The 11,764-nt window shown below is 73.7% G+C and carries 10 protein-coding genes; 5 read left to right on the top strand and 5 right to left on the bottom strand.

The features are described from left to right. Positions 1-766 precede the first annotated feature (766 nt). The 4 genes from IE312_RS00920 (at position 767) to IE312_RS00905 (ending at position 6,764) form a co-directional block, all read left to right on the top strand. Positions 767-2,794 (top strand): serine/threonine-protein kinase, encoded by a 2,028-nt coding sequence (locus IE312_RS00920; RefSeq protein ID WP_189977322.1) that lies wholly within the window; start codon positions 767-769, stop codon positions 2,792-2,794. Positions 2,795-2,977: 183 nt separating this feature from the next. Then, positions 2,978-4,489 carry a glycoside hydrolase family 43 protein gene (locus IE312_RS00915; RefSeq protein WP_189977320.1) on the top strand — a complete coding sequence of 504 codons (1,512 nt, stop codon included), beginning with the start codon at positions 2,978-2,980 and terminating at the stop codon, positions 4,487-4,489. A gap of 122 nt (positions 4,490-4,611) precedes the next feature. Continuing rightward, entirely contained in the window at positions 4,612-5,997 is a 1,386-nt protein-coding gene (locus IE312_RS00910) for a glycoside hydrolase family 43 protein (protein ID WP_189977318.1), read from the top strand. 107 nt (positions 5,998-6,104) lie between these two features. Further along, positions 6,105-6,764 (top strand): DedA family protein, encoded by a 660-nt coding sequence (locus tag IE312_RS00905; RefSeq protein ID WP_189977316.1) that lies wholly within the window; start codon positions 6,105-6,107, stop codon positions 6,762-6,764. 135 nt (positions 6,765-6,899) lie between these two features. On the opposite strand, the gene IE312_RS00900 is transcribed toward IE312_RS00905, so the two are convergent. Further along, a complete protein-coding gene (locus IE312_RS00900) occupies positions 6,900-7,415 on the bottom strand; it encodes a hypothetical protein (RefSeq protein ID WP_229898818.1) in 516 nt (171 codons plus the stop codon). 284 nt (positions 7,416-7,699) lie between these two features. Between IE312_RS00900 and IE312_RS00895 the strand changes: the two genes are divergently transcribed. Further along, positions 7,700-8,887 (top strand): phosphodiester glycosidase family protein, encoded by a 1,188-nt coding sequence (locus IE312_RS00895; protein ID WP_229898817.1) that lies wholly within the window; start codon positions 7,700-7,702, stop codon positions 8,885-8,887. Positions 8,888-8,897: 10 nt separating this feature from the next. On the opposite strand, the gene IE312_RS00890 is transcribed toward IE312_RS00895, so the two are convergent. From IE312_RS00890 to IE312_RS38365, 4 genes are all read right to left on the bottom strand, one after another. Then, positions 8,898-9,092: a hypothetical protein gene (locus tag IE312_RS00890; RefSeq protein ID WP_189977312.1), complete on the bottom strand. Its 195-nt coding sequence runs from the start codon at positions 9,090-9,092 to the stop codon at positions 8,898-8,900. A 132-nt stretch (positions 9,093-9,224) separates the two neighbouring features. Continuing rightward, complete coding sequence (locus IE312_RS00885; protein WP_189977310.1) at positions 9,225-10,298, bottom strand: acyl-CoA dehydrogenase family protein; 1,074 nt, start codon at positions 10,296-10,298, stop codon at positions 9,225-9,227. Continuing rightward, positions 10,295-11,476 (bottom strand): acyl-CoA dehydrogenase family protein, encoded by a 1,182-nt coding sequence (locus tag IE312_RS00880; protein WP_189977308.1) that lies wholly within the window; start codon positions 11,474-11,476, stop codon positions 10,295-10,297. The genes IE312_RS00885 and IE312_RS00880 overlap by 4 nt, the downstream gene beginning before the upstream one ends. Continuing rightward, a partial coding sequence (locus tag IE312_RS38365) for a zinc-binding dehydrogenase (RefSeq protein ID WP_229898816.1) occupies positions 11,473-11,764 on the bottom strand: 292 nt, incomplete at its 5' end. The genes IE312_RS00880 and IE312_RS38365, both read right to left, overlap by 4 nt.

Below are 11,764 nucleotides of genomic sequence, written 5' to 3'. Positions count from 1 at the left end.
CTGGGCGCGCCGTTCGCCATAGAGGCGGCGACGGGCGCGGCGGGGGCGGTTCCTGCTGGAACCGATGGGTGAAGGCGTCGTACGGCAGTTGCGGCGCGGGCTGGTGGGCCGGCGTGACGGGACCTGGTGCTGATCCTGGTCGCCGCGGCCGTGGCGGCGGCAGTCGTGGTGGTCACCGCTGCTCACGGGCGCTCGGAACGCCTCGGCGCGCGCGGGCGAGGGGGGCGGCGAGTGGGGGTGGATGTCCGGTCGACGGACTCCCGGGGCCAAAGAGAACAGCGAAGGCCCCCTGTTGGTGGAGCTGGTGAGGCTCCGGGGGCCTTCGCCTGAGAGGAGAGAGTGCCCGGAGGCACGCCCTCGTGATCACCATACCTGAGGCGCGGTACGGACACTGAGTCTCCGTCGATTCTTCACGAAGATCGATCCTCGTGCTGTCCATCGGTGTGCGGCAGGCATAGGCTCGTCGCGCCAGAGGCCTGACGGTCGGGGAGGGGGGCCGCCACGACGTGCCGTCGCAGGACGGCGAGTCGCCGGTCACGGCCGAGGACCGCGCCGGCCGCCGACCCGCCCGGCGCCGCACGCCTGAGCCGTTCCGCGCGACGGCCGCCGGCATCACCGCGTGCCCCGACGGGCCGTGCGGGAAGGGCAGTTGCCTCCCCGTTCGCCTTCCCGGGCCACCCGCCCGTTCCCCGGGGACCTCTCTCGTCCGGTCCGCACGCCCCGGCCTGTCCGGGCCGCCTCGATCCATCAGTCCAAGGAAGTGTTCGTGAGCGAAAACGGCCCCGGCGGCAGAGTCCGGCCGGCTCGTCCCGGCGACCCCTCCCGCATAGGCCCGTACCGGATCATCGGCCGCCTCGGCGCCGGGGGCATGGGCACGGTCCATGCCGCGGTCACGCCCGACGGGATGCGCGTGGCGGTGAAGGTGATCCATCCCGCGCAGGCGCAGGAGCCCGAGTTCCGCGCGCGGTTCCGGCGCGAGGTCGAGCTGTCGTCCCGTGTCACCGGTCCGCACCTGGTCCCCCTGCTCGCCGCCGACCCCGAGGCGGAGAACCCGTGGCTGGCCACCGCCTATGTGCCGGGGCCCACCCTCGACCAGCACGTGACCGCCCACGGCCCGCTGACGGAGGGGAGCCTGTACGCCTTCGCGACCGCCACGGCGCAGGCGCTGGCCACCATCCACGCCGCCGGGGTGGTGCACCGCGACGTGAAACCGCAGAACGTCCTCCTCACGTCCGCCGGCCCCCGTGTGCTGGACTTCGGCATCGCGCACGCCGCCGACGGCACGAGTGTCACCCGCACCGGGGTGATGACCGGTACGCCGGGCTGGATCAGCCCCGAGCAGTACCGTGCGGGCACCGCCGGTCCGGCGGGCGACGTGTTCGCCTGGGGAGCGCTCGTGGCCTACGCCGCCACCGGACGGCTGCCGTTCGGGACCGGCGCGCCCGATGTGGTGGCCTTCCGCGTGATGTCCGGGGAGCCGGACCTGGACGGCGTCCCCGCACCGCTGCGGGCCGTCGTGGAGAAGGCACTGGCCCAGGAACCGGGTGACCGCCCCTCGGCCACCGGCGCCGCGCAGGAGTGCACGGTGCTGCTGTCCTCCCAGGCCACCCAGGCGGCGAACGCCGGGGCGGTGCCGCCGACGGCCGTGGACCTGGTCTCGGCCGTCTGGGACGTGCCCGCCGGGGAGGACCCCGCCTGGCATCCGCCCGCCGACCGGAGCCGTTCGAAGAAGCGCCTGGTCGGCGCCCTCGTCCTCGCGGCGGGTGTCGTCGGCGGCCTGGCCGGGGGCGTGGCGGCGCTGCTGCCCGCGAACGCCGGCGACGGCGCCCACGTGTCGTCGTCCGCGTCCGCCGCCGCGACGCGCTCCGCGCCCACCGCGTCCGCCGCGTCCGGAACGGCGCGGCCCGCCGCGAGCACCGCGAAGGACGGTACGACGGCACGACAGCGGACCGCCGGCGGATCGACGGCCGTGGCGGGCTGGAACCAGGCGCGGGCGGCGCGGGGCGCGGGCGAGCACGAGGTGGCCCGCGCGGTACTGCACGACGAGGGTGTCGTCGCCCAGGAACTGGCCGACGGCGCCGACTTCGTCCCGGAGAGCGTGCGGTTCCACGAGTCGCGCCGTGAGGTCTACCTGTCGTACCGGCTGACCTCGGACGAGGCCGGGGCGATGTACGCCGAGACGGAGATCGCCCGGAACATGTGCCTGACGGCACGGGATGTCGTCGTCCGCCTGCACCCGGAACTGCCCTACCGCTCGTACGTGTTGGTCAAGGTGGCGGACGGCAGTGGTCCGCAGGTGACCTGGCGGGACGACTTCGTCACCGACTCCGCCTGCCGGTCGGCCGCCGACGACGGCGCCGGACAGGACTCCGGCACGTCCCAGGACTGGCAGCCGGACGACGACGGTCTCGGGCAGGCCATGATCCCCAGCACGGACGGCGCCGAGATACGGGTCGCGGACAGCGCCGCCAGGAAGATCATCGCGGGCACCAATGGGATGCGCCAGAGCCTCGGTACCGATCGCGAACTGGGCAACGCGCAGATCAAGGTGGGCTTCGACCCCGCGCACGCGGCGATGTACGTCTGGTCGGACTACCTGCAGTGGAACCAGGAACAGGTCGAGTCCTGGGCCGGCATGGCCGCGGGCGAGGCATGCCGGGCCCTGCTGAGCGAACGGGGGGCCGCGGGCAGCGCGTGGCCGTACTCCCGCTACGCCGTCGCGGAGATCGGCGGCTCCGGCTACTTGATGGTCCGCTGGGGCACGGCCACCGCACCGGGCGACTGCCCCGCCTGAACGGGTGCCCGCGCACCGGCCGACGGGCGCCGGGCGGGCACCCACGCCTCCGGTCGGTCCCGAGTCGACGTCCGACGCCCTCGAATCGAAGCGCATCGACAGGTGTTGGGAGTATTGCCTCGCGAAGTCGGCGCCTAGTGAAGCGCTTCGATACCGCTTCGATACCGCGAAAGGACAGAAGGGGTGTCCCCTCCGCACCGTCCCGCTCGCGCGGTCAACCCCGTGATCCCGGGCTTCCACCCCGATCCCAGCGTCTGCCGCGTGGGCGCCGACTACTACCTCGCGTGCTCCAGTTTCGAGTACTTCCCGGGCGTCCCCCTGTTCCACAGCCGCGACCTGGTGCACTGGACGCAGATCGGCAACGCGCTGGACCGGCCGAGCCAACTGAGCCTGCCCCCGGACACGCCGTCCTCGGCCGGGATCTACGCCCCCACCCTGCGCCACCACGACGGCCTTTTCTGGCTGATCGTCACCGATGTGCACGAGGGCGGCGGCAACCTGGTCGTGACCGCCACCGACCCCGCGGGACCGTGGTCCGATCCCGTCCGGCTGCCCGGAGTGCCCGGCATCGATCCCGACCTGGCCTGGGACGAGGACGGCACCTGCTGGTGCACGGTCGCCGGAGTCGCGCAGGTCCGCATCGATCCGTCCACCGGGGAGACGTACGGACCGCCGCACAGGGTCTGGTCCGGCACGCCCGGCGCCAAGGCCCCGGAGGCACCGCACCTGTACCGGATCGGCGACTACTGGTACCTGCTCATCGCCGAGGGCGGCACCGAGCGCGGTCACGGTGTGTCCATCGCCCGCGGCCGCACGCCGAACGGTCCCTTCGAGCCGTGCCCGGCCAACCCGGTCCTCAGCCACCGCGGCACCGACCGTCCGGTGCAGAACACCGGGCACGCCGACCTGGTCCAGGGCCCGGACGGATCCTGGTGGATGGTGCTGCTCGGGGTACGGCCGCGCGGCGGCACCCCCGGCTGGCACGTGCTGGGCCGGGAGACCTTCCTCGCGCCGGTGACCTGGGTGGACGGCTGGCCGGTCGTCGGCGAGCCCGCCCTGGACCTCCCCGCGCCGCCGTGGCCGCTCTCCCCCGGCCCGGTCGCCGGGCAGCGGGACGACTTCGACCTGGGCGCACTGCGGCCCTGCTGGATCTCGCTGCGTGACCGTCCCGCCGAGCACTGCACCACCGGGGAGCGCCCCGGTTGGCTGACGCTCCGGGCGCGGGGCGGTTCCCTGGACGAACCCGACGTGATCTTCACCGGCCGGCGCCAGCAGCACCCGTCCTGCCGGGCCCGCACCCTGGTCGACGCCGCAGGGGGCCGCGGCGGGCTCGCCGTACGTCTCGACGAGCGGCACCACTACGCGATCGAGGCGTCGGACACGCAGGTACGGGTGATCGCGCGCGTCGGCGACCTGCGCACGGTCGTGGCCACGCGGTCCGTGGCCGCCGGGCCGCTGGTCCTCGCCGTCACGGTCACGGAACCGCCGCTTCCGCACGGGCCGCGCACCGGACCCGACATCGTCTCCCTCGGTGTCGAGGAGTCGGACGGCACGTTCACCGCCCTGGCCGCACTGGACGGCCGCTATCTGTCGACGGAGGTCGCCGGCGGCTTCACCGGCCGGGTCCTCGGCATGTACGCCGCGGCAGGAACCGTCCACTTCGACTGGTTCGACCACGCACCGCTCTCCGGCTGAGCCGGTCCCTTTGGAGCACGCCGACGGCACGGACAGTCGCACACACGACGGTCCGTCCGACCAGTCCACCGAACCCCGTTCGAGATACCGACACCCTCGCCCTCCCCCCACTTGGAGCACCCATGACCCCAGGCCCCCACCTCTCCCGGCGCTCCTTCCTCGGCATGGCCGCCGCCACCCCTCTCGCCACCACCGGCGTTCTGGGCGCCGGCGCCGGAACCGCCCGCGCCGCCGGCACGGCGTACGTGATGGCGTACTTCACCGAGTCGCCGAACGGCACCGGTACCGACTACGGCCTCCACCTGGCCGTCAGCACGGACTCGCTCAACTGGATGCCGCTGAACCAGAACCGCCCCGTCGTCACGCCCACCGAGGGCGCGCTCGGGCTGCGCGACCCCTTCATCCTGCGCAAGCGGGACGGCACCTTCGTCGTTCTCGCCACCGACCTCTTGGGCACGGACTGGAACTACGTCAGCCAGTACGTGCACGTGTGGAACTCCGCCGACCTGCGGACCTTCACCGGCTACCACCGGCTGAAGCTGCACGACATGAACACCCACGCCTGGGCGCCGGAGGCGTTCTGGGACGCGGGGCGGGGCCGGTACGCGCTGGTCTACTCCGCCGTGAACTCCAGCGGCCACAACGTGATCATGGTGAACCACACCACCGACTTCGTCACCGCCTCCGCCCCGCAGGTGTTCTTCGACCCCGGTTACGACGTGATCGACGGCGACATGGCGGTGGGCGTGAACGGCGTCAACTACCTGTACTTCAAGAAGGACCAGACGCTCGTCGGCGCCCGCTCCACCAGCCTCGACCCGGGCAGCTTCACCGAGTTCAGCACCGGCGTCGCACACGGGGGCACGGAGGCACCGACCCTGGTGAAGGCGCCGAACGGGGGCGACTGGTTCCTGTGGGGGGACACCTACACGCCCAACGGTGTCTTCTACGCCTGGCAAACCAGCGACCTCGCCTCCGGCACCTGGACCGCGCTCGACCAGAGGGCCTACACCCAGCCGGTCAACTCCAAGCACTGCGGGATCACTCCCCTCAGCACCACGGAGTACGACAACCTCGTGACCCGGTGGGGCGCCCCCGGCTGGAACCGGCTCAAGTCGTACAACTACCCCGCCCGTTACGTCCGCCACTCCGACTACACCGGACGCATCGACGCGTACCCGTTCGACCCGTACACCGACTCGCTGTGGCAGCTCGTTCCCGGCCTCGCCGACAGCGCCGGTGTCTCCTTCCGGTCGGTGAGCCACCCCACCCGCTACCTGCGGCACTACGACTACCGGATCCGCCTGGACGTCGACGACGGCACACCGGCGTTCGCGGCGGACGCCACCTTCTCCCGTACGGCGGGGCTGGCGGACGCGAGCTGGTCGTCGTTCCGCTCCTACAACAACCCCGGCCGCTACCTGCGCCACTTCGACTACGCCCTGCGGATCGACCCGATCACGACGGCCACCGACCGGCAGGACGCGACGTTCCGCGTCGGGTACTGACACCGGCGCCCGGGCGGGCCGGTCCTCCGCGACCGGCGCGCACCGGGGCGCCGGGCGCGCGATGCTGGGAGGCGGACGTCCCCGAGTGAGGCCAGGAGGCTCGGCCGGTGATCGCCGTCAACCCGATGGACAGCGCCTCGGTGCTGGCCGCCTTCGGTGCGCTGGGAGTGCTGGCGGTCATCTTCGCCGAGTCGGGTCTGCTGGTCGTCGGCTTCTTCCTGCCCGGTGACACGCTGCTGTTCCCGGCCGGGGTGCTGTGCGCGGGCAGCGCCGGCCAGCCGCCGAGGCTGGCACTGTGGCAGGTGCTGGTGTGCGCGGCCGTGGGGGCGGTGGCGGGCGCACAGGCGGGCTATCTGATCGGGCGGCACGGCGGCCGGGCCCTGCTGGCGCGCTCCTCCGGCGGCCGGCTGAAGGCCGCGGCGGCCCGGGCCGAGCGGCTGCTGGCGCGTTACGGCCACGGCAAGGCGCTGGTGATCGGCCGGTTCGTGCCGCTGCTGCGCTCGGTGCTGCACCCCGTGGCAGGCGCCCTGGGCGTGCCGGTCGGCACCTTCACCCTGTGGCAGACGGTGGGCGGATTGCTGTGGTCGCAGACGCTGGTGCTCGCCGGGTACACCCTGGGCGCCTCGGTCCCCCACATCGACGACTACCTGCTGCCGTTGGTCGCCCTGGTGGTCGTGGTGTCACTGCTGCCCCTGCTCCCGGAGGCCCTGCGCGCACGCCGTGCCCGCCGCGCCCGCCGCGCCCGCCGCCGCGACTCGGCCCGCTGAGCCGAGCCGGATGCCCGCGCAGCGCGGACACGGACCGAAGTCGGCGGCGGCACGCGCCACTTCACGCGGCGGTACGGCCCGTCGGCCGGTGGCGGCCAGGGTGGCGCGCCCGGATGACGCGGTCCGGGAAACGGCCTAGTCGCCCTGGCGTCTCCTGCGCTCCTCGCGGTCCTTGCCGTCTTTGCGGCGCTTGCGGTTCGGGCGGCGGGGGCGGTGCACCGTGGCCAGCTCGCCGATCGCCGCGCGGGCGTGGGCCGGTTCGCGGGGCCCGATGCCGGCGCACCACCAGACCGGACGTCCCGCCTCCTGGGCCACGTGCATGCCGAGGCCGTGGAGCGTGCACACCGGCCACACCTGCCACCGGCATCCCATGATCGTGTCCTGGGCGGCCTCGGCGACCACCGGCAGCGCCGCCTCGACGGAGCCGGCCGGCTGCAGAGAGCTGCCGTGCGCGTCCCCGCCGGCGAGGGCCACGTACACCTGCTCGCCCTCGTCCCCCTCCGGCGGCCAGGCGATGAGGCACAGCGGGTGCAGCTCGGGCAGCGTCGCCGCCAGGTCCCGGTTGACCGCCGCCAGCGCCTCCTGCCAGATCGGGTGTTCACCGGCGGGTACGACGTGCGGCTCGGACGGGATCGGATCGGCAGGGGTCACGCCCCCATTCTCGCAGCCGGTGCGGACGGGCCGGTACGCGCACCGGCGCGGCGGGGCCGTGACCGACGGAGCGCACGACCCGCGAGGACGCGCGAGCGGTTTGCACCGGAAGCACCCGAGGGGGTGCGTTTTCTCACCCGTTCTCGCGTCGTCGGCGCCCGGTCGGCCACCCGGCCGCCCGAGTCTGGTGCACTGCCCCTGCGGACAGATCGGCTGACGAGACATCAGGGGACAGGGTGACGAGACGTCGCAGGCGTTCGGCAGCGGGCAGGGCGGTTCTCACGGTGGCCACGGCGTTCGGCCTGCTGGCCGGCGCGTCCCTGGCGGGTGCGGCACCCGCCGCGGCCGCGCCCGCGGGCAGGCGGCTCGCGCCGGGCGTCACCTACCGGCACTTCGACGTCGCCGCGGCGGCGGGAACGGCCCGCGCCCACCTGGTCACGGTGGACCTGGCCGATCCGCACGTCCACGTCGACCTGCTGTACCCGGGCGCGGTGGCGGCCCGGGCGACGGTCTCCCGGCTGGCGGACTCGGCCGGGGCGGTCGCCGGGGTGAACGGGGACTTCTTCAACATCAGCGAGACGCAGCACCCGGGCGTGGAGGCCACCGGTGCCCCGGTCGGGCCGGCGGTGGCGGACGGCGAGGTGCTCAAGGCGGCGGTGCCCAAGGGCCAGCGGTTCGGGCCCGCACTGCCCTCGGGCACCAGCACCCGGGACGTGTTCGGCGTGGGCACCGACCGGCGGGCCCGGCTGGACCGTCTCTCGCTCACCGGCTCGGTCGGTACTCCGGAGGGGAAGCTGCCGCTCAAGGGCCTGAACCAGTACGCCCTTCCGGTGGACTCCGTCGGCGCCTTCACGGCCCGCTGGGGCAGCGCCTCCCGGGTGCGGGCCGTGTGCGGCACCGACGGCAAGCGGTCGGCGCCGTGCAGCGGGGACACCTACGAGGTGAAGGTGCGCGGCGGCCGGGTGGTCTCCGCGTCCGATGCCCCGGGCAGCGGGGCGATCCCGGCGGGCACCACGGTCCTGGTGGGACGCGAGGCGGGCGCACAGCAGTTGCGCAGGCTGGCGGTCGGTGACCCGGTGACCGTCACGCACACGCTGACGGCGTCCTCGTCCCAGGTGCCGTACGCCTTCGCGATCGGCGGGTTCCCGGTCCTGCGCGACGGCACCCCGCTGTCCGGCCTGGACTCGGCCACCTCGGCGGTGCGCACGGTCGTCGGCTTCAAGGACGGGGGCCGGCAGCTGCTGCTCCTGGCGCTGGACGGCGGCGCGGCCTACCGCTCCGGTCTGACCGTCGCGGAGGAGGCGCGGACGATGCGGTCGCTGGGGGCCACCGACGCCTTCAACCTCGACGGCGGCGGCTCGGCGGAGCTGGTCACCCGGGACTCCGGCGCGTCGTCCGTGTCGGTGCGCAACCACCCGAGCGGCGGTGCCGAACGACCGGTGCCCGACGGCATCGGCGTCTTCTCGTCGTGAGGCGGCCCGTTCAGGGCCGCAGGCCGCTCACCAGGTCGGCGGTCGCGTGGAGCCCGCTGTGGATGGTGGGCGCCATGCTCGTGCTGGCCAGGTAGAAGCCGAGCAGCAGGCAGACCAGGGCGTGGGAGATCTTCAGGGAGCAGTTGCGAATGAAGATCACGGCCAGGATCAGAAGCAGCAGCACCACAGAGATGGAGATGATCATCGGGAATCCTCCTCCGCCACGCCCCATGTGCGGCGTTCGGCCGCAAGTGTGGCGTAGCGGAGGGTTCGTCCGGGCAGCTGACGTGTCCTCCGATCGTGTGGTCTTCTCCGGGGCGGGGCACCCGTCGACGGGTCAGGGTGCCTGGAGGCCGGTCAGTCCGGCCAGCGCCGTCCGGTGCGCGCCCGCCGTGCCGTAGGCGATCGAGTCCGCCTTGGCCCGCTTCAGGTACAGGTGGGCCGGGTGTTCCCAGGTCATGCCGATCCCGCCGTGCAGTTGCACCGCCTCCTCAGTGGCGTGTACGGCGACGGGGGCGGCGTAGGCCTGGGCGACGGCCACCGAGAGGTCGGTGTCCTCGCCGGAGGCGAGCGCGTCGGCGGCGGCGCGGGCGGCGGCCCGGAGGTTGACGACCTCCAGCCACAGCTGGGCGAGCCGGTGCTTGAGCGCCTGGAAGCCGCCGACCGGCCGGTTGAACTGCCGGCGCTCCTTCAGGTACCGGACTGTCTCCGTCAATGCCCAGTCGGCGACGCCCAGTTGCTCGGAGGCGAGCAGTCCGGCGGCGGCGCGCAGGGCGCGTTCCACGGCGGGCCCGAAGTCGCCGACGCGGCGGCCGGTGGCGCCGGTGAGGGTCACGGTGGCGAGCGGGCGGGTCAGGTCCAGGGAGACCTGCGGGGTGACGGTGACGGCGTCGGCGGTGACGGCGTACAGGCCGCCGTCGTCGGCCGGGACGAGCAGCACGTCGGCGACGGCCGCGTCCGCGATCCCCGTCAGTTCGCCGCTCAGGGTGCCGTTCTCGGCCCGCACGGTCCGCACGCCGGCGCCCGGGGCCGTGGCGAGGCCGACCGCGAGCACGCCGATGGTGCGCCCGGAGGCCAGCCGTGCGAGCAGTTCCCGGTCGTCGCAGGCCAGCAGGGCCTCGGTGGCCACGACCGCACTGGTCAGGTACGGCAGCGGAGCGACCGCGCGGCCCAGCTCCTCCAGCACGACGGCGGCTTCGCGGTGGGTCGCGCCCTGGCCGCCCTGCTCCTCGGGCACCAGCAGGCCGGCCAGGCCGATGCCCTCGGCGAGGGACTTCCACAGGGCGCGGTCGAACGGGGTGCCCGACTCGCCGCGGGCGAGCACGTCGGCCGGGGCGCAGTGGTCGGTGAGCAGGTCGCGGACGGCGGCCCGCAGAGCCTCTTCCTCCTCGGAGTACAGCAGATCCGTCATCGGGCGAGGTCCTTCCAGGCGACGTCCTTGTCGGTGCGCGGCTCGGTGGGCAGGCCCAGGACGCGCTCGGCGACGATGTTCAGCAGGACCTCGCTGGTCCCGCCCTCGATGCTGTTGCCCTTGGAGCGCAGGTAGCGGTAGCCGGCGTCCCGGCCGGTGAAGTCGACGAGCTCCGGGCGGCGCATGGTCCAGTCGTCGTACAACAGGCCCTCCTCGCCGAGGAGTTCCACCTCCAGGCCGCTGATCTCCTGGTTGAGGCGGGCGAAGGCGAGCTTCATGCCGGCGCCCTCGGGGCCGGGCTGGCCGACGGTGAGCTGCTGGCGCAGGCGTTCGGCGGTGAGCCGGGACACCTCTGCCTCGACCCACAGCTTCAGCAGCCGCTGGTGCAGGTCGTGGGTGCGCAGGTCGGGGCGTTCGCGCCAGGTGCGCGCGACCGGTCCGATCATGCCGCCCTCGCGGGGCAGGGCCATGCCGCCGATGGCGACGCGTTCGTTGTTCAGCGTCGTCTGGGCGACCCGCCAGCCGTCCCCGACCTCGCCGAGGCGGCGGGAGTCGGGGATGCGGACGCCGGTGAGGAAGACCTCGTTGAACTCGGCCTCGCCGGTGATCTGGCGCAGCGGCCGGACCTCGACGCCGGGGTCGGTCATGTCGCAGACGAAGTAGGTGATGCCCCGGTGCTTGGGCACGTCCGGGTCGGTGCGGGCGATGAGGATGGCCCAGCGGGCGACGTGGGCGCTGGAGGTCCACACCTTCTGGCCGTTGACCACCCAGTGGTCACCCTCGCGTACGGCCCGGGTGCCGAGCGCGGCGAGGTCGGAGCCGGCGCCGGGCTCGCTGAACAGCTGGCACCAGACCTCCTCACCGGTCCACAGGGGCCGCAGGTACTGCCGTTTCTGCTCCTCGGTGCCGTACTTGAGGATCGTCGGCGCGGCCATGCCCAGGCCGATGCCGATGCGCCGGGGGTCGTTGTCGGGAGCGCCGGCGGCCTCGAGTTCGGCGTCGACGACGCCCTGCAGGGAACGCGGCGCGCCCAGACCGCCGAGGCCCTCGGGGTAGTGCACCCAGGCGAGGCCGGCGTCGAAGCGGGCCCTGAGGAAGTCCAGGCGGTCGGTGCTCGCGGGGGGATGCTGCGCGAGCAGCTCCCGGGTGCGGCGGCGCAGTTCTGCGGCGTCGGTCATGCGGCGGCTCCGTTCTCCAGCAGGACGGCGACCCGGCCGGTGGTCACGCCGTCGGCGACCCGCTGCACGGCACCGGCCGCGCCGGCGAGCGGCACACGCTCGCTGACGAGCGGCTTGACGGCGCCGCGCGCGGCCAGCTCGGTGAGCTGTTCGTGGCAGTGCTGGACCAGCTTCGGGTTCTTGGTGTTGTACAGGCCCCAGTGCAGGCCGAGGATCGAGTAGTTCTTCACCAGGGCGTGGTTGAGGGCCGGGCTCGGGATGGTGCCGCTGGCGAAACCGACCACGACG

Source organism: Streptomyces capoamus, assembly GCF_014654935.1.
Taxonomy (GTDB): domain Bacteria; phylum Actinomycetota; class Actinomycetes; order Streptomycetales; family Streptomycetaceae; genus Streptomyces; species Streptomyces capoamus.
Note: the sequence above shows the minus strand (reverse complement) of the source record. Positions and strands in the feature narration are given on the sequence as shown.